Genomic DNA, 17664 nt, shown 5'->3' with positions numbered 1-17664 from the left:
CGTCATCGGCCCTTGCCCGCTCCGGGGTACGTGGTCTTACGTGGTCTCGGCGAGGCGTTTCTTCTCTCCGGGGAACTTCCCGGCGAGGGGTAGTCGATCTCCGGAGCTGCCGAGGTCAGCAAGCATCGCGTTCAGCAGGTTCCCGGCCGCGTTGCAATCCCGATCGTGCACGACGTCACAACCGGGACAAAACCATGTGCGGTCAGCCAGCACCAGACCATGGTTGATCCGATCGCACGCCCCGCACGTCTTCGACGACGGGAACCATCGATCGGCCTTCCACAACCCCGCCCCGTACCAGTCGGCCTTGTACCCGAGCTGACGAACGAACTCACTGAACCCGGCATCACTCACCGCGCACGCCAGCCGCCGATTACGGATCATTCCTTTGACATTCAACGTCTCCACCGCGATAGCCGACTTGGTTCTCGCCAACCTCGTGGTGGTCTTGTGCAGAAAGTCCCGGCGACGGTGCACGACCCGCAGATGCAACCGCGCCACCCGCGCCCGCGCCTTACCTCGGTTCATCGAATCCGGTGCACAGCGAGCCAGCTTCCGGTTGGCGCGCGCCAGCCCACGCTGCGCGGCCTTCAACGGCTTGGGTGCGTGGATCTCCTCGCTCGTACCGTCGTCGTTGGCGATGACGGCAAAGGTGCTGAGCCCGAGATCGATACCACATTTCGGCGCACGCTCGGGCACGCGGCGGCGTGTGTTGATCTCGTCGCGATCCACCTCGAGCTGGATAGCGATCCACCAACGCCCGCCCTGCTCCCGGATCGTGGCTCCCAGGATGCGAGCCGCGCCGCACGCCAACCTGGCGGTGAGCCAGATCATGTCCTCGCGAGTGGCCACGCGCCCGACGCCCGGCAGCCGCACGGTCCGCGCATCGACTGGCCCGGCACGGTCGCCGTCATAGCGGAAGCGGCTGCCGTGCTTACGTTTCCGCCAACCAGGGAACCCGACCCGAGCGCCCTTGCGCTGTCCCTTCTTCGATTTCAGATAGTTCGCGAACCCGGCAGCCCGCATCCGGCACGCCTCCTTCGGCACCCGCGAGGACATCTTGTTCTCGTTGAACCACGGGTAGCGCTGCTGATGGGTAGCCCGCCACAGCTTCTCCAATGCCGGTGCCGTCCAGGGCACCTCGGTCAACTCATCGCCGCTGATGCCGTAGCTTTCCTCCGCTTTACGCTGAGCCCACCTCTTCTGCACGACCTCGAGACAGAAGTTCTCCACCACCCGCGACAGCCCGCAATGCCGCCCCATCACCACCACCTGCTCCGCATCGGGCGCAAGCTCGACACGGTATCCCTGCTTATGACTCACACATCCTCCCCCGTCAAAGCCTTACACCTGGTGACGGAGAGCCACAACCAGTACGTACGTGTACCGACTGTCGATCCCCCAATATCGCTCACATGTTCGATTATATTTCGACAACTTCCTTCCCACCCTGAAAGGCGCGACGTCTTACATTTCGCTAGCCGACAAATGTACCTCGGCAGCGATTGCCTGACGATCGCTACGGCCGTCGTGGCATCTGGATTCCCCCGCGGCGGCGTGCCCAATCCTCGGTGAAGTCACGAAATCGACGCACCGCATCCGATGGCGGGGCGGTGGCCGACCAGATCAGCCCCACATCGCGGGCCGCTGCGGCATCGGCGAGCGGGACGGTCACGATGCCAGATAGCGAACCGGCTGCGGGCGTGGGATCTTCCAGCGGCAGCAGCGCGACGCCGAGTCCGGCCGCGACCAGACCCGCGGCGGTGAGCAGATCGCTCGATTCGAAGGCGATGCGGGGGCGGATATTCGCGGCGGCGCAGAGTTCGTCGAGAATGCGGCGCATACCGAAACCCGGATGCATGGTGATGAATTCGGCGTCACCGAGCTCGGCGAGACGGATCTGTCGCCGGGTGGCGAGCCGATGTTCCGCGGGCACGGCCAGCGCGAGCGGCTGGGCGAGGAGTTTGCGCCAGCCGATGCCCGGGACCGACGGGCGGGGCGACACGATCGCCAAATCCGCTGTGCCGTCGACTACCTGATCGATTACCGCGTCGAACGCGCCCTGCCAGAGGGTGAACGATATGCGCGAGGATCCGCGGCGGAAGCCGCCGATCAGTTGCGGGATCAGCCAGCTGCCGAAGGAGTGCTGAAACGACAGGCGGACAACGCCTTTCGCGGGATCGGCAAGGTCGGCGACGGCCTGGGCGGCGGCATCGAGTTCGGACTGGGCGCGGCGGGCGTGTTCGTAGTAGGTCCGGCCGAATTCGTTCAGCACGATGCGTTTTCCGTGGCGGTCGAAAAGTTCGACGCCGAGGCGGCGCTCGAGGCGGGCCAGCATGCGCGAGAGCGTCGGCTGGGCGATATGCAGCCGCTCGGCGGCCGCGCCGACACGTTCCAGTTCGGCGAGTGTCGTGAACCACAGCAGGTCGTCACCCAGCACGTACAGACCTTTCCTTATGCGCACAGTGCATTAGAAACCAGATTACTATTCATTTCCCTTCTTAAGGACAAGTGTCGATTCTGGTGCCATGACCAGCACGGATACCCGCTCGACCAGCACATCGCACGAACGTCGGATCACTACCGCGCTGTTCGCCGCAGGGCTGGCCACCTTCGTGTCGATGTACAGCGCGCAGGCGTTGCTGCCGAGTCTGTCGGCCGCCTTCGGAGTCGCCCCGGCGCAGGCCGCTTTGGCCGTGTCGTTGACCACTGGGTTTCTCGCGCTGGCGATCGTGCCCGTGAGCGCGTTGTCCTCGCGGCTCGGGCGTACAACAGTGATGACCTGGTCGGCGGTGGTATCGGCGGTCATCGGTCTGCTGCTGCCGCTGAGCCCATCGCTGGAGGTGCTGCTGGCGGGGCGGGCGCTGCAAGGGGTGGCATTGGCCGGGGTGCCCGCGGTCGCAATGGCGTATTTGGCGGAGGAGATCGGAGGCGACGGGTTGGGTGCGGCGATGGGTGTTTATGTCGCGGGCACGTCGATCGGCGGGTTGTCCGGGCGGTTGATTCCGGCATTCGCGTTGGATCTGACCTCATGGCGCTGGGCCGAGGCCGCGGTCGGCGTTGCGGCGGCCGGGTGCACCGTCTGGTTCGTGCGTGGGTTGCCACCGTCGCGTGGGTTCGTCGCTCGACCCGCCGGAATGCGTACCGTGCTGCGCGATATCGGCGCGCCGTTGCGGCACGGCGGGCTGCTTGCGCTGTTCGGGCTGGCCTTCGTTCTGGTGGGCGGATTCGTGTCGATCTACAACTTCCTCGGATATCGACTGACCCGGCCGCCGTTCGAATTACCTGCGGCCGTTGCGGGTTCGGTGTTCCTGCTGTATCTGGCCGGTACACTCGCCTCTGCCGCCGCCGGGCGTTGGGCCGATCGCATCGGTAAGCACCGCGTGCTCGCGGCGTCCGTCGCGCTGATGGGTGTCGGCGTCCTGGTCAGCATCCCGGACCAATTGATCGCGGTCATCCTCGGGGTAGCCCTTTGCACCGCAGGGTTTTTCGGCGCCCACGCGGTGGCGAGCACCTGGGTCGGCGCGATAGCTCCCGGTGGCGCCGGATCGTCGCTGTACCTGTTCACCTACTACCTCGGCAGCGCCGTCATCGGCGGTACCACAGGGATCGCCTATGCGAAGGGAGGGTGGGCCGGACTGGCGGCCTGCGTCGGTGTAATGATGGCTGTAGCCGCAGTCCTGGTGTGGTATTTGGCGATTCACACCCGCCGCGGAGTCGGAACCGTTGCTACTTCCCGAGTCTTTGCCGCGCCGACGGCGTGATATCCGGCGTCACCTACGGCGCTCATGACCGCGAGGTCGCAGGTCACCGTCCGGACCAAGCGTGGGTCGCGGCGGCGAAGGCAGCCCAACGTGTTTCGCAGGGGAGCTGGTGTCGCTGGCGTCGGCGGCGCGGCGGTGTTCGGATGACGGGCTGGTGCGGGCAACGGGTCTCGGGGCTGACCGCGAACGGCTGTATGCACCTGAGTTCGGACGCTTCCAGCAATTCATAAGCAAAACCACTGGATATCGATCCACGGATAAGACCGCAGCATTTGGGCCATATACGCAAACCACAGAGGTGGCCGTCCGTTAACTACGGAGGCAGCCTGGCCGATCTACTACTGTGACCGATATCAAATTCTCTTACTTCGGGGGTTTCACATGCTGATCTTCGGCTGGCAGCGGCGTCTCCACACGCTCGCCATGATCACCTTGGTCTGCGGCCGCTGCGGCAACCCCGCCGCACACGCGCTGCGCAGACTGGCCACTACTTTCACAGTCTTCTTCATCCCGCTCATCCCGCTCGGCAACAAGCACTACATGGAATGCACCTGGTGCGGCGCATCGACACCCCTCGCCGTACCCCAGGTCACCGGCCTCATCGCCCGCGCCAACGCCGAGAAAATGGGTGCCGCCCAGTACCAGCAGCCTGCCCCAAGCGGCCCCAACGCCAACTGGCCCGCCACCGGTGGACCCAACGCCCACCCACAACAGGCCGCCCTCGCCGCACCCAACACCAACTGGCAGCAGCAGCCAGCTCTCGGCGCCCCTAACGCCCACGTGCAGCAACCCGCCCCCGGCGGACCGAACGCACCATGGCAGCAGCCCGCCCCAAGCGCGCCGAACGGCCGGTGGCAGCACTGACCCGACCCCTCGCCAGCCTCGGCGACGATTACGACACGGTCGAGTACGGCAGCGGTACCGTCCAGGAGATAGACGCCCATGTCGCCGCCGAGGCCCGCAGGATCGTCAGCCCCCGCGTAGTCCGTCCGCCCTCGGCTGGGCGATGATCGCGGCCCCCATCCAGCGTCGTAAATACTGACGCAGCTCATCATCACTGCGCGGCGGATTGCCCGGAGAAACGAAGAACGACTGCATCGTTCGCAGAATGTATTCGACGAGTTCGTGTAGGGACGCGTCGTCGTATCCGTACCGCTCCCAATCGACGTCGAAGCGTTTGATCATCGTCATGCCGAAGGTTTGTGCCGCTTCGGAAGTCATGCCTTCGGGGTGCACATTCGAATATGTACTCGACAGCAGAATGCCCAGGTGGGGCGTTCGACGCACATCTGAAAGCGTGAAGACCACGCCCTCGGTCATGGCTTCGACAGGGTCCTCGATACCGCTGACCTGCTTTGTCAGCCGGTCCAGAAAACCGTCGACCGAAGCGATGGCCGCGGCCTGCATCAGCGCGTCCGCACTGGGGAAGTATCGATACACCGTCTGACGGATGACCCCCAGTGATTCCGCGACGTCGGCGATGCTGATCTCCGAACCCGTCCGTCCGATCAGATCGACTGCGGCGGCGACTATCCGACAGGATGCTTCTTCATCACTGTTCGGCGGACTCCCGCCCCACCCGCGCCTTCCTGCCACTGCTCGCTTCCTCGGTTCGAACGATGTCCCTCGTATGCGAAACCGACAGCGGGACAACCCCGCCGACCGTCCAGATCAGGGACTCGACGCTACCACAGGGCCGTCGTCGTCCCAGCTCGAGCAAATTCTCATCATACACTCGTGTCAATCTGTGTATGATCACCGGTATCGAGGCTTCGGCACGTCCGAACACGGCTACAGCCCCCTTCCGAATTACGAGGTACAGCCAAGTGACCGATCTGCAAGTCCGAAAGATGCGATTCGCATTCGCGGACTACGACGTACCGTTCCTGTGGAACGAAGAGAATCCGGCCTTCTCGTCCATGGCCAACGCGGTGTCCTTCCTGGCCATCGGCTTCGAGAAGATGATCGTCAATATGATTCGCGAGGCCATGCCGCAGATAACCGATCCCGCGGTCGCGGAGGAAGCGGACGCGTTCGTGCGTCAGGAGGGCCAGCACTCGACCGCCCACCGCCAGCACGCCAATGGCCTGATCAGGCGATACCCCGGGCTCCAGGAGACCCTCAACGAAGTGATCGCGGAATTCGACCGCCTCACCGTGCAGACCTCCCTGGAGTATCGGCTCGCCTACACCGCCGATCTGGAGGCCACCTTCACCCCGGTGTTCAAATTGATGCTCGACAACGATTCGACCCTGTTCCGGCCGGGCGACGACCGTGTCGCATCGCTGTTCATCTGGCATTTCGTCGAGGAAGTCGAACATCGCAGTTCGGCGCTTATCATCTTCGATTCCATTGTCGGCAGCGACGCCTACCGGATGCGCATGGCTCCGTCGATCTTCCGGCACGTCATGAAGGTCATCAAGGTGGCCTGCTCGGGCTTCAATAAGCATGTGCCGCAGGAGGATCGGCGCATCGATGCACTGGCGATGTTCGCGACGCACCGGGGTAAACAGAAGTTGCGGAAGTTATTGCGGCTGCCGGTCGAGGACAACGGTCCGATGTCGCGCGCCTTCGACGATCTACGACTCAGCGAACAACTGATCGCAATGGTGGGCATCATCCGCAGTCAATTGCCCAAGCACAATCCGGATCACGAGAAGCTGCCCGCGCTCGCCGATGTGTGGTTCAAGCGCTATGACGCCGGTTACGACGTATCGCATTGGTACACCGCCGATTCCATTGCAGTGCAGGGGGACTGATGGCCGATCATTGCGCACCCACCTTCGATGAACTCGCGAAGGCGCTCGGCTTTTCCTGTCAGGAGGCCGGTGGACTCGTCGAGGTGCGAAACCCTTTCGCATTGGAGAACTGGACGCTGCCGGTACTCGAGTTCACCATCGTCCTCGGCGCGGTGCTCGCGCTGATCTACGCGATTTTGCGCCTGCGACGTCACGGCGATCCGACCGATCTCGTGGTCTGGTTCGGCGCGACCGCGTATCTGTTCATCATCGAACCGCCGCTGTACTTTCCGGCGGCCTTCGGCATCGACGCACACGTCGACACGATGTTCGCGCACAACGTCTTCACCGTGGATTTCCTCTGGGGTCGGCTCCCCCTCTATATCGTGGCGATCTACCCATTGATGGCCACATTGGCCTTCGAAATCGTCCGAATGCTCGGCGTTTTCCGTCGATACGGTGTTCTCGTCGGCGCCGTCTGCGTAGGCTTCGTCCACCACGGCTTCTATGAGATCTTCGACCACCTGGGACCGCAGCTGCGCTGGTGGGAGTGGTCGACCGAGAATTCGCTCAATCAACCGATGTTCGACTCGGTTCCGCTACCGAGTGTGGTGGTATTCGCCGCGCTGTGGCCGATGTCGCTGGCGTTCTTCGTCCAGTTGCTCGTCGGTCGTCATATCGACCAGGGGCGCAGTTTCTCTGGACCGCAATTGGTGTGGCGCACTGTCGTCATCGGCATTCTCGGGTCGCTGGGTACGGGTGTATTGCCGATCCCGGCAACAGTTTTCGGCGCCGGGAGCACCACGTTGCGGGGATTCCTCTATGCGGCCGAATTGGTCGTCGTCAGCATTGTCGCGATTCCGATTCTGACTCGGCAGTGGCTGCGGCTACGTCGAGACCATTCGGACTATACGAACCGCTTCGTACGGATTTACAGCGTCGTGTACCTCGGCGTGATGGCGTTGCTCTGGGTAAGCGCGCTGCCCGATTACTTCGCTGCCGTCGACGGTTCGACGAGCAATGGCGACCCCATCGGGAATCTCTGGTACACGCTGTCGTGTTTCGCGGTCGCAATACTTTGTGTGCTGGCGATCTTCACGGTGCCGTACCGAGCAGCCGAGCCGCTACCAGCGGGAGGTCAACGCGCCCAAGGCACCGAGGGCGACGGCGGCGGCGGTGGAGGTGCGCAGGACGGTGGGGCCGAGCAGGGTTACATCGGCGCCCGCAGCAGCGAAGGCGGTGAGCTCGGAGTCGTCTAGACCGCCTTCGGGGCCGACGATCAGCAGGATTTCGGTGGCTTTGTCGAACGGCAGCTCGACGAAGCGCGCGGTGCCGGATTCGTGTAGTGCCACCGCGATTCCGCCCGCCGCGACGACCGCACGGATCTTGTCGAGCAGGTCACGGGTGCGGTGCAGATCGGCGACCTCGGGGATGTAGGCGCGGCGGGACTGCCGGGCGGCTGAGCGGGTGGCAGCACGCCATTTCTCAACGGCCTTGTCCACCTTGGCTTCCCAGTTGGCGATGCAGCGCGCGGCCTGCCACGGGATGATGACATCGGCGCCCGCCTCGGTCATCAGCTCGACGGCCAGCTCCGAGCGGTCGGACTTCGGCAGCGCCTGCACGATGGTCACCTGCGGCGTCGCGGGCGCGGCGAGCACCCGATCGAGCACCTTCAGCTCGAGCCGATCCTTCTGCGCCGCAACAACTTCCGATGCCGCGAGCAGACCGGAGCCGTCGGACAGCGTGATCGGCTCGCCGACCCGGATGCGGCGCACCGTCGCGGCATGGCGTCCCTCCGGACCGTCCAGCACCGCGATGGCACCCGGCTCCGGAATGCCGGAGAGATAGAAGACCGTGGCGGCCAACGACTATCGCCCGCTGAACGACGCTCGCAGCCGGGCGAACAGGCCGCTGTTGTGCTCGGACTGCGCCGACATCACCTCGGCGCGATCACCGGTGCGCATGCCCTTGTATTTGCGCAGCAGATCGGTGGTCTTGGCGTCGAGTTTGGTCGGCACCACGATGTCCAGATGGGCGAGCAGATCACCGCGCGCGCCGGAGCGCAGGCGCGGCATGCCGTGGCCGCGCAGCACCGAGATCTCACCCGGCTGGGTGCCCGGCGGAATGGTCAGCTCGGTCGGGCCGTCCAGGATGGTATCGATGACGACCGTGGTGCCGAGTGCGGCATCGACCATCGGCACCCGGATGGTGCAATGCAGATCGTCGCCGTCGCGAACGAAGACATCGTGCGGCTGCTCGACGATCTCCACATACAGATCGCCCGCATGCCCACCGCCGGGACCGACCTCGCCCTGCGCGGCCAGCCGCACTCGCATGCCATTGGCGACACCGGCCGGAATCGGCGCGGCGATCTCGCGACGCGCCCGCACCCGCCCGTCGCCGCCGCACTTGTGGCACGGATCGGGAATGGTCTCACCCGCGCCGCGACAGGTCGGACACGGACGTGAGGTCAGCACCTGACCGAGGAACGAACGCTGCACGGACTGGACCTCGCCCGCACCACCACAGGTCTCGCAGCGCACCGCCTTGGACTTGCCGTTGGTGCCCGCGCCGTGGCAGATATCGCAGAGGATGGCGGTATCGACGGTCAGGTGCTTGGTGACACCGACCGCGCATTCGGCCAGGCTGAGCCGGGTCCGCAGCAGCGAATCCGCGCCGGGTTGCACCCGGCCGCGCGGCTTGCGCGTCCCGCCGGAACCGCTCATACCGCCGAAGAAGGCCTCGAAGACATCGCCGAGCCCGCCGAAACCGGCGCCGGTGAAGCCCGCGCCGCCGCCAGCGGACTCCAACGGATCGCCGCCCATATCGACGACTCGCCGCTTCTCCGGATCCGACAGCACCTCGTAGGCGGTCGACACTTCCTTGAACCTGGCCTGCGCCGCCTCGTCGGGGTTGACGTCGGGGTGGAGCTCCCGCGCCAGCTTGCGGTAGGCGCGCTTGATCTCCTGGTCGGTCGCGTTCTTCGCAACGCCGAGCAGTCCGTAGTAGTCCCGTGCCACTTTGAGTTCTCTAGTCCTTGGTTTGCAACAGCATTAGTCGGATGCACTCAACTTTATCCGCCGGAGGAACGAGCGTATCAGCGACGGGTGCCCTCAGCGCTCCGCGAGCACCTCACCGATATAACGGGCAACGGCCGCGACCGATGCGATGGTCCCCGGATAGTCCATCCGGGTCGGACCCAGCACGCCCATACCGCCGAGCACCGCACCCGCAGCACCGTAGCCGGTCGACACGACCGAGGTTCCGCGCATCTGCTCGACCTGGGTCTCCTCACCGATGCGCACCGTGATGGTGCCCGGATGCTGGGCGGCCGCGAGCAGCTTCAGCACGATCACCTGCTCCTCCAGTGCCTCGAGCACATCACGCAGCGAACCGGGGAAGACGAAGTCGGCGGCATTGCGGGTCAGGTTGGCGGTGCCGCCGAGCACCAGCCGCTCTTCCGGATGCTCGACCAAGGTCTCGACGAGCACGGTCGAGACGCGCACCAGCACATCCTTCAGCCGCACCGGCGCCCGCTCGGGCAATTCGGCGACGGCCGCGGAGGCGTCGGACAGGCGCTTGCCGTCCATCGCACCACCGAGCATGCCGCGCAGCGCGGCCAGGTCCTGATCATCAACGAGTGCGCCGAGTTCCACCAGACGCTGGTCGACGCGACCGGTGTCGGTGATCACGACCAGTAGCAACCGCGCCGGATTCAGCGCGACCACCTCGATGTGGCGGACCGTGGACGCCGACACCGTCGGATACTGGACGACCGCGACCTGACGGGTGAGCTGAGCAAGCAGCCGGACACCGCGGCGCAGCACGTCGTCGAGATCGACGCCGGACTCCAGGAATTCCATGATCGCCCGGCGCTCGGCCGGCGAGAGCGGCTTCACTTCGGAGATGCGGTCGACGAACTGCCGGTAGCCCTTGTCGGTCGGAATGCGACCGGAACTGGTGTGCGGCTGGGTGATGTAGCCCTCGGCCTCCAGCACCGCCATATCGTTGCGAACCGTCGCGCTGGATACTCCGAGGTTGTGCCGCTCCACCAGGGTCTTCGACCCGATCGGCTCCTTGGTCGCGACATAGTCCGCGACGATCGCACGCAGGACCTCGAAGCGCCGATCCTCGGTGCTCGACATGGGCCCCACCTCCTCGCTCGTCCTCGGGTACGTCGTAACGGTCACGTGCGCACCGTCCGCATCGACCCGAATTCGATGCAGGCTACTAGGTACGTCTATTTATCAAGTCTAATTGCCTATTCGACAATTGCCCGTTCGCACACCATGGACGCTTGTGATCCAGATCCCTCGGGACCGACTGACGTTGCGCCCGAGCGAGATCCGACTGCTAACCTCACCGCGCAGCCAGTGTGACAGGGGGATTCGAAAGCCGTGAACAAACCGGACTATCCGCAAATCCTCGCGCCCGCCCTCGGCGGTCCGGCGACTCCACCGATCGGCTTCCGCCCCTTCGGGTTGCCGCCGAAAGCGCCGGACTACCGCGTGCTGCAGCCTGCCGACTATGTGCTGCGCGACGGCTCGCTCCCCCAGACCCCGATGCCGCCCTACCGAGGCACCCTCCTGCCGTTCAATTTCATCCTGGCGCACGGCGTCGACGAGAACGATCCGATGCCCCGCTTCCAGCCGGAGCCCGCGGAGACCGGAATCGCGTTGGTGGCGTCCTGCATGCCGAGGGTCTTGGCGCATCTGTTCACCCGCCCGGAAGTCGTGCTCAACGGCCAGCACCTGCCGCAGAAGGTTGGTTGGGGCACCACCTTCATCCCGGCCGAACCGGGCCTACACCATCTGCGCGTCGGACCACCACCATGGCGAGCGCCCTGGTCCCGCTTCGGCAGCCACCCCATGCCCGCCGACATCATGGTGCCGGTCACCGCAGGCCACCAGACCCGCGTCTACTCCCGGGCCTCCATGGCCGTCAGCACTCCGGGCCGACTCGGACCACAACCACAGCGCTGGATCCCTGGCATCATCGGCTGGCTGTTGTTCACCTCGATAGCGATCCTGGCCATGGTGCTCGGCGCTTACCAAGTGCTCACCTACTAGGCCCGGCGATCGGGCCCTGTTATCGACCGGCGGCGGCTTCCACTACGGCGGCGACCTCGGTGGGGCGGGAGACCAGGGAGGCGTGGGAGGCGTCGATTTCGCTGGTGTGGGCACCCATGCGGTTTGCCATGAAGCGTTGGGAGACAGGGGGGATTATGCGGTCGTTGGCTGAGACGAGGTACCAGCTGGGGGTTGCGGACCAGGAGGGAGCGCCGGAGGGTTCGATGTTGGCGGACACCGCCAGGGAGCGTTGGTGGGCGAGCATGTCGGCGGCTACTTCTGGGGATACGTCTTGGGCGAAGACGGAGTTGAAGTAGGCAGGGGCTACGTAGCCGTCGACGTTCTTGCCTGCCAAGCCATTTGGATCGTCGACGACGCGCACCTGGAGCGCCGGAGGCAGTAATTGGCTGCCGGGGAAGCTGATCGGGTTGAGTTCGAGGAGACCGGTTTCGCCCTGCACTGGGGCGAAGGCCGCAATGTAGACCAGCGCTTGGACTTTCGGGTCGTGGACATTGGTGATGACGAAGCCGCCGTACGAATGGCCCACCAGGACAACAGGTCCGGCGATGGTGTCCAGGGTTCGCTGGATGGCCGCGGCGTCGAAGGCGGGGCCGCGCAGCGGGTTGTCGGGAACAACCACTTGATAACCGCGGTCGCGCAGCGTCGCGGCTACGCCGTTCCAACTCGTGGTGTCGGCGAAGGCGCCGTGCACGAGCACGATCGTCGGGACGGGTTCGGCAGTCGCGGGGGCGACCGCGAGGACGGGCGTGAAAGCCAAGGTGAGCGCCGCGATGCAGGCGCGGAGACTACGGGTGATTTTCATCGGAGTCCTGCCTGTCGTCGTTGATGCTGTCGGCTCATGATGTTGTCACCTTTTGCCGAGCCCCGACAGGCAGACGGACTGATCAGTCGGTTACGGCGCTCTGCGTGAGCACCGACCATCGCGCATCAACCCGCCCGAATTGGTGCACGACGACGCGGAGCCCGGAGCGGTTGTGGCGCTGACTCCGCGCTGTCGCAAAGGCTCGAGCACCTCGCATAGCCGACGACTATCTCGCACACAGTAGATATGTCCGAGATAGTGACGGCGTGCGCGGGAGCGCAACCCGGGGGCGGATGCCACCCCGAGGCGGCACGGAGTGCGGGCGGACGAGCCCGCTGCTAGAGCTCGGACGCGGTTCTTGCCATCTTGCCCGCCAGTGCGTCGAGGCCGAGCATGGCGAGTAAGGACTCGCAATCCGCTGCGTTCTCGGCGTGGCTGGCGACCGTCCTGGCGGCTATCGCGCACTGTCTCGCGTTTTCGGCCTTCTCGGCGGCGCGCGCCTCGGCGAACTCGCTCTGCTCAGGGATCAGGGTGATGTGTCGTGCCGATGGCATAAGACTCCTTGGGTTGGTCCGAAGCCTACGCGTCTTTACCGATCTGTGATAGCGCAACGGCCGGTATGCATGAACCCGGCCGTGAAGTGGGGGTAAGTCACAATGCCGCTATGCCGGTGCCTGCGTGCCGTTTTCGCAGGTATCCAGCAACTCGACGATGACCTTGTCGCCGCGCCGTGTGGGTGATCGAGACGGCGACGAAATGCCCGAGCGGAGTCAGGTCAGGAGGTCTCGAACGACACCGTCGGCGAGTAGGCGGCCGCGGTCGGTGAGGATCAGATGGTCGCCGGAGCGAACTGCCAGACCGTCGGCGATGATTCGGGTTGCGGCGGCTGATTCCTTCGGGGCCAGCTCCTCCAGCGGCAGACCGGTGCGCAAGCGAACGGTGAGCATGACGCGTTCGGTGTGTTGTTCGTCGGCAGTGAGCATTTCCCAGCCTGCCGCGGGAAAACCACCGCGCGCGACGGTATCGGCATAGCGCGCAGGGTGTTTGACGTTCCACCACCGCACGCCGCCGACGTGGCTGTGCGCGCCGGGCCCCGCGCCGAGCCAGTCGCCGCCGTCCCAGTACCCGAGGTTGTGCCGACAGCGCGCGGAATCGCCTGCGGCCCAATTGGATACCTCGTACCAAGTCAGGCCTGCCGCATCGAGACGAGAGTCGATGCGCTCATAGCGGGCAGCGAGCACATCGTCATCGGGAGCGGGCAGTTCGCCGCGACGCACGCGACGGGCCAGTGCGGTGCCGTCCTCGACGATGAGCGAGTAGGCCGAGACGTGGTCGACACCCGCGCTCAGCACCGCGTCCAGGCTCGCGTCCAGATCGCTGTCGCGTTCGCCCGGCGTGCCGTAGATCAGGTCGAGGTTCACATGGTCGAATCCGGCAGCGCGAGCCTCTTTCGCCGCGGCGACGGCTCGGCCCGGCGTGTGGGTGCGGTCCAGCACCTTCAGCACATGCTGGGCCGCGGATTGCATGCCCAGCGACACCCGAGTGAATCCGGCCGCGCGGATACGTTCGAAGAACTCCGGTGCGGTCGACTCCGGATTGGATTCGGTGGTCACCTCGGCATCGGCGGCGAGGGCGAAGTTCGCACGCACCGAGTCCAGCACGTCCGCCAAGCCGTCACCGCCGAGCAGTGACGGCGTGCCACCGCCGACGAAGATCGTCGCCACCTCGGGCGTGGCGGTCGGCAGCGCAGCGAACCGTTCGGCCGCCGTGGCCAACTCACCGCGCAGCGCCTCTAGCCAGGACTGCGGCGACGCCGAGGTGCCCAGCTCGCCAGCGGTATAGGTGTTGAAATCGCAATATCCGCAGCGTGTGGCACAGAACGGAACGTGGATGTAGATCCCGAACGGCCCGCCGCCGAAGTCGCGCAACACCAGGGCGGGCGTCTCGGCTTCGATCGGGGCGGCGGCGGAACTCACCCCTCCAGTTTGACCGCCGCTCCCCTGGGCCGTTGCGGGCGGGTTCAGTCGGCGACCACGGTGTTCTGATTCGCGGTGAGCAGCCAGCGTCCGTCCTCCTTGGCCATGACGTACATCGGCGAGCCCTGACCGGACAGCTGGCCCGCGCCGTCGAAGTACCGCTGGACCACCTTGACCGCGGCCACGTCCGGACGGATGAACAGCACATGCTCGACCTCGTAGGTCGCGGTACCGTCCCGCATCGCACCCGGCAGCACCTGAGCGGTGACCTCACCGATGGCCGCGCGGCCGAACAGTCGCTTGCCGCCTCCGGTCGTCCAGATGGCGTCCTCGCGGAACACACCGACGAATTCGTCGACGAGCTCGTTCTGCTGGGAATGTTGAATGGTGGCGACGACCTCGCGGATGGCGTCCAGATCGGTATCGGTACTCATGCCACCGAGCTTGCTACCTCGACCTAACTCGAGGTCAATCCGAGTGACTCGCTTCACTGGCGATGATCCTGACGAATCATGCGACGCATTGCGACCGCTAACTATGACAGCCATCACAATCGGCCCGCATAGTCCAGGGAATTTCCCTCGATTTCGCGGGAAATATGGCCGCGCGGTCGGAAGGGCCACCCTGACGTGGCACAATAGGCCGCATGCGCGGATCTGGAGTACGACTTGTGGCACGTCGCCACGTCGACTACAAGCGCGTCTGTAGCGCCTGCTGTCTGCCCGGTTCTCTTCGGTAGCTCAGCGGCGCGCATTCCCGGGTTTGCCCGGTGATTCCCCGATTTCGACGGACATCGGCCCGCTGACACCGCAGGCGTGAGTCAGCACGGCGTCTACCCACCCCGCTGGCTCCGCCAGCTACCACCCCCTAGACGCCTTCAGCACGGATGTACCCTCACCCAGCAGGAGCGACCCCCATGACGTCGAGCACCGACGCCGGTCCCACGGATCAGCCCGGTTCCGGGCCCCACGCGCGCCCGCAGCGCCCGGCCTCCGAACGACGGGTCCGCCCGGACCGTCCCCGGACCGAGGCAGCGGCGGGTCCGCGGGTCCGCACCGGTAAGCCGGTGCGCCGCAAGGCCGAGGGCCAGTGGGCGCTCGGCTACCGCGAGCCGCTGAACCCGAACGAGCAGTCCAAGAAGGACGACAACCCGCTCAATGTCCGGGCTCGGATCGAGAACATCTATTCCAAGCAGGGCTTCGACAGCATCGACAAGGGCGATCTGCGCGGCCGGTTCCGCTGGTGGGGTCTCTATACCCAGCGCGAGCAGGGCTACGACGGCACCTGGACCGGTGACGAGAACATCGACATTCTCGAGGCCAGGTACTTCATGATGCGCATCCGTTGCGATGGCGGCGCATTGAATGTCGCGCAGCTGAAGACCCTCGGCGGGATCTCCACGGAATTCGCCCGCGACACCGCCGACCTGTCCGACCGCGAGAACGTCCAGTACCACTGGATCGAGGTGGAGAACGTCCCCGAGATCTGGAAGCGGATCGAAGGCGTCGGCCTGAAGACCACCGAGGCGTGCGGCGACTGCCCGCGCGTGGTGCTCGGCTCGCCGCTGGCCGGTGAATCACTCACCGAGATCATCGATCCGACGCCCGCGATCGACGAGATCGTGCGCCGCTACATCGGCAAGAAGGAGTACTCCAACCTGCCGCGCAAGTTCAAGACCGCGATCTCGGGCCAGCAGGATGTGGTGCACGAGATCAATGATGTCGCGTTCGTCGGGGTGAATCATCCCGAACACGGCCCGGGTCTTGATCTGTGGGTCGGCGGCGGTCTGTCGACGAATCCGATGCTGGCCCAGCGCGTCGGCGTGTGGGTGCCGCTGGACGAGGTTCCCGATGTGTGGGAGGCCGTCGTCTCGCTGTTCCGCGATTACGGCTACCGCCGCCTGCGCACCAAGGCCAGGCTGAAGTTCCTCATCAAGGACTGGGGCATCGAGAAGTTCCGTCAGGTGCTCGAGGACGAGTACCTGAAGCGCAAGCTGATCGACGGTCCCGCGCCGGAGCAGCCGAAGAAGCCGATCGACCACGTCGGCGTGCAGAAGCTGCGCAACGGGCTCAACGCGGTCGGCTTCTCTCCCATCGCGGGCCGGGTTTCGGGCACGGTCCTGACCAAGGTCGCCGAGGCGGCGGAGAAGTACGGCTCGGACCGGATCCGGTTCACCCCGTACCAGAAGCTGATCGTGCTCGATATCGCCGACGACAAGGTCGACGCGCTGATCGACGAGCTGGAACCCCTTGGCCTGCAGGCACGTCCGTCGCTGTGGCGCCGGAACCTGATGGCCTGCTCCGGAATCGAATTCTGCAAGCTCTCCTTCGCCGAGACCCGCAAGCGTTCCCAGGCGCTGGTGCCGGAGTTGGAGGAGCGGCTCGCGGATCTCAATGCGCAGCTGGACGTTCCGGTGACCATCAACATCAACGGCTGCCCGAACTCCTGCGCGCGTGCGCAGGTCGCCGATATCGGCTTCAAGGGTCAGCTGATCGATGACGGCGCCGGGAATCATGTCGAGGGTTTCCAGGTTCATCTCGGTGGCAGCCTCGGCTTCGACAGCGCCTTCGGTCGCAAATTGCGTCAGCACAAGGTGACCACCAACGAGCTCGGTGACTACATCGAACGGGTGGTGCGCAACTTCATCAAGCACCGCGAGGACGGCGAACGGTTCGCTCAGTGGGCGGTTCGTGCCGACGAGGCCGACCTTCGGTAAATGGGAGAACTAGCGTGACAACGGATCAAGTAACGGCGGACCTGCCCGTGAAGCTGTCGGAAGACGAATTGCGGGCGATCGCCGAAAAGGGCGCGGCCGAACTCGGTGCCGACGCCACGGCACTGGATTTGCTGCGGTGGACCGAGGACGTCTTCGGCACCGGCTACATCGTCGCCTCGAATATGCAGGACGGCGTGCTGGTTCACCTTGCCGCCCAAGTGCATTCGGGTGTGGACGTGCTGTTCCTGGATACCGGCTACCACTTCGCCGAGACCATCGGCACCCGGGATGCGGTGGAGGCCGTATACGGCGTGAATGTGATCAATGTGCGGCCGGAAAGCACTGTGGCCGAACAGGATCAGCTGCTCGGCAAGGATTTGTTCGCGCGCGACGCCGGTGAATGCTGCCGGTTGCGCAAGGTTGTGCCGCTGAAGCGCTCGCTCGGCGGTTACAACGCCTGGGTCACCGGCATCCGCCGCGTGGAGGCCCCGACCCGGGCCAACGCCCCGCTCATCTCGTTCGACGAGGCGTTCGGACTGGTGAAGATCAACCCGATCGCCGCCTGGTCCGACGACGAG

General features: G+C 65.3%; 17 protein-coding genes and 1 pseudogene. 8 read left to right on the top strand and 10 right to left on the bottom strand.

The genetic code is table 11. The features are described from left to right. Positions 1 to 36: 36 nt before the first annotated feature. Both NP3_RS12405 and NP3_RS12400 read right to left on the bottom strand, forming a co-directional pair. Positions 37 to 1323 (bottom strand): RNA-guided endonuclease InsQ/TnpB family protein, encoded by a 1287-nt coding sequence (locus tag NP3_RS12405; RefSeq protein WP_063040813.1) that lies wholly within the window; start codon positions 1321 to 1323, stop codon positions 37 to 39. 196 nt (positions 1324 to 1519) lie between these two features. After that, positions 1520 to 2440, bottom strand: a complete 921-nt coding sequence (locus tag NP3_RS12400; RefSeq protein ID WP_063040812.1) for a LysR family transcriptional regulator — start codon at positions 2438 to 2440, stop codon at positions 1520 to 1522. An 88-nt stretch (positions 2441 to 2528) separates the two neighbouring features. Here NP3_RS12400 and NP3_RS12395 point away from each other — a divergent pair, with 88 nt between their 5' ends. Continuing rightward, positions 2529 to 3764: an MFS transporter gene (locus NP3_RS12395; RefSeq protein WP_063040811.1), complete on the top strand. Its 1236-nt coding sequence runs from the start codon at positions 2529 to 2531 to the stop codon at positions 3762 to 3764. 381 nt (positions 3765 to 4145) lie between these two features. Next, entirely contained in the window at positions 4146 to 4628 is a 483-nt protein-coding gene (locus NP3_RS47865) for a zinc ribbon domain-containing protein (RefSeq protein ID WP_063824752.1), read from the top strand. 105 nt (positions 4629 to 4733) lie between these two features. Here NP3_RS47865 and NP3_RS12385 read toward each other — a convergent pair whose 3' ends face one another. Further along, positions 4734 to 5360, bottom strand: coding sequence for a TetR/AcrR family transcriptional regulator (locus NP3_RS12385; RefSeq protein WP_063040810.1), 627 nt, complete (start codon positions 5358 to 5360; stop codon positions 4734 to 4736). Between the two features lie 230 nt (positions 5361 to 5590). Between NP3_RS12385 and NP3_RS12380 the strand changes: the two genes are divergently transcribed. Together NP3_RS12380 and NP3_RS12375 are read left to right on the top strand one after the other, a co-directional pair. Continuing rightward, complete coding sequence (locus tag NP3_RS12380) at positions 5591 to 6523, top strand: metal-dependent hydrolase (protein ID WP_063040809.1); 933 nt, start codon at positions 5591 to 5593, stop codon at positions 6521 to 6523. Beyond that, a pseudogene (locus NP3_RS12375) lies at positions 6523 to 7623 on the top strand (hypothetical protein); the annotation flags it as partial. The gene NP3_RS12380 and the pseudogene NP3_RS12375, both read left to right, overlap by 1 nt. A 3-nt stretch (positions 7624 to 7626) precedes the next feature. On the opposite strand, the gene NP3_RS12370 reads toward NP3_RS12375, so the two are convergent. The 3 genes from NP3_RS12370 to hrcA all read right to left on the bottom strand — a co-directional run bounded on the left by NP3_RS12370 (position 7627) and on the right by hrcA (position 10647). Beyond that, on the bottom strand, positions 7627 to 8367 hold the full coding sequence (locus tag NP3_RS12370; protein ID WP_063040807.1) for a 16S rRNA (uracil(1498)-N(3))-methyltransferase: 741 nt from the start codon (positions 8365 to 8367) through the stop codon (positions 7627 to 7629). Positions 8368 to 8370: 3 nt separating this feature from the next. Then, positions 8371 to 9522, bottom strand: coding sequence for a molecular chaperone DnaJ (dnaJ, locus tag NP3_RS12365; protein WP_063040805.1), 1152 nt, complete (start codon positions 9520 to 9522; stop codon positions 8371 to 8373). Between the two features lie 93 nt (positions 9523 to 9615). Next, positions 9616 to 10647 (bottom strand): heat-inducible transcriptional repressor HrcA, encoded by a 1032-nt coding sequence (hrcA, locus tag NP3_RS12360; protein WP_063040803.1) that lies wholly within the window; start codon positions 10645 to 10647, stop codon positions 9616 to 9618. 252 nt (positions 10648 to 10899) lie between these two features. On the opposite strand from hrcA, the gene NP3_RS12355 reads away from it, so the two are divergent. After that, on the top strand, positions 10900 to 11571 hold the full coding sequence (locus NP3_RS12355; protein ID WP_063040800.1) for a hypothetical protein: 672 nt from the start codon (positions 10900 to 10902) through the stop codon (positions 11569 to 11571). 19 nt (positions 11572 to 11590) lie between these two features. On the opposite strand, the gene NP3_RS12350 is transcribed toward NP3_RS12355, so the two are convergent. From NP3_RS12350 to NP3_RS12335, 4 genes are all read right to left on the bottom strand, one after another. Further along, positions 11591 to 12394 (bottom strand): alpha/beta hydrolase, encoded by an 804-nt coding sequence (locus NP3_RS12350; protein ID WP_063040798.1) that lies wholly within the window; start codon positions 12392 to 12394, stop codon positions 11591 to 11593. A 338-nt stretch (positions 12395 to 12732) separates the two neighbouring features. Continuing rightward, positions 12733 to 12948, bottom strand: coding sequence for a hypothetical protein (locus NP3_RS12345; protein ID WP_063040796.1), 216 nt, complete (start codon positions 12946 to 12948; stop codon positions 12733 to 12735). 216 nt (positions 12949 to 13164) lie between these two features. Beyond that, positions 13165 to 14370 carry a radical SAM family heme chaperone HemW gene (gene hemW, locus NP3_RS12340; protein WP_174566205.1) on the bottom strand — a complete coding sequence of 402 codons (1206 nt, stop codon included), beginning with the start codon at positions 14368 to 14370 and terminating at the stop codon, positions 13165 to 13167. A gap of 44 nt (positions 14371 to 14414) precedes the next feature. After that, positions 14415 to 14804 carry an SgcJ/EcaC family oxidoreductase gene (locus tag NP3_RS12335; protein WP_063040794.1) on the bottom strand — a complete coding sequence of 130 codons (390 nt, stop codon included), beginning with the start codon at positions 14802 to 14804 and terminating at the stop codon, positions 14415 to 14417. A 212-nt stretch (positions 14805 to 15016) separates the two neighbouring features. On the opposite strand from NP3_RS12335, the gene NP3_RS51450 reads away from it, so the two are divergent. The 3 genes from NP3_RS51450 to NP3_RS12325 form a co-directional block, all read left to right on the top strand. Beyond that, on the top strand, positions 15017 to 15109 hold the full coding sequence (locus NP3_RS51450) for an Ms4527A family Cys-rich leader peptide (protein ID WP_357470198.1): 93 nt from the start codon (positions 15017 to 15019) through the stop codon (positions 15107 to 15109). A gap of 177 nt (positions 15110 to 15286) precedes the next feature. Further along, positions 15287 to 17086, top strand: a complete 1800-nt coding sequence (locus NP3_RS12330; RefSeq protein WP_084508505.1) for a nitrite/sulfite reductase — start codon at positions 15287 to 15289, stop codon at positions 17084 to 17086. A 14-nt stretch (positions 17087 to 17100) separates the two neighbouring features. Next, positions 17101 to 17664 (top strand): phosphoadenylyl-sulfate reductase (locus NP3_RS12325; RefSeq protein ID WP_174566204.1); only part of this gene is annotated, 564 nt, incomplete at its 3' end.

This window comes from Nocardia pseudovaccinii NBRC 100343 (assembly GCF_001613225.1).
In the GTDB taxonomy this organism is placed as follows: Bacteria; Actinomycetota; Actinomycetes; order Mycobacteriales; family Mycobacteriaceae; genus Nocardia; species Nocardia pseudovaccinii.
Note: the sequence above shows the minus strand (reverse complement) of the source record. Positions and strands in the feature narration are given on the sequence as shown.

Bases quoted from the DNA above. Each gene is read 5' to 3' on its own strand.
- NP3_RS12395 (WP_063040811.1), top strand. From the start codon at position 2,529: ATGACCAGCACGGATACCCGCTCGACCAGCACATCGCACGAACGTCGG.
- NP3_RS12335 (WP_063040794.1), bottom strand. From the start codon at position 14,804: ATGAGTACCGATACCGATCTGGACGCCATCCGCGAGGTCGTCGCCACC.
- NP3_RS51450 (WP_357470198.1), top strand. From the start codon at position 15,017: ATGCGCGGATCTGGAGTACGACTTGTGGCACGTCGCCACGTCGACTAC.
- NP3_RS47865 (WP_063824752.1), top strand. From the start codon at position 4,146: ATGCTGATCTTCGGCTGGCAGCGGCGTCTCCACACGCTCGCCATGATC.
- NP3_RS12350 (WP_063040798.1), bottom strand. From the start codon at position 12,394: ATGAAAATCACCCGTAGTCTCCGCGCCTGCATCGCGGCGCTCACCTTG.
- NP3_RS12330 (WP_084508505.1), top strand. From the start codon at position 15,287: ATGACGTCGAGCACCGACGCCGGTCCCACGGATCAGCCCGGTTCCGGG.
- NP3_RS12345 (WP_063040796.1), bottom strand. From the start codon at position 12,948: ATGCCATCGGCACGACACATCACCCTGATCCCTGAGCAGAGCGAGTTC.
- hrcA (WP_063040803.1), bottom strand. From the start codon at position 10,647: ATGTCGAGCACCGAGGATCGGCGCTTCGAGGTCCTGCGTGCGATCGTC.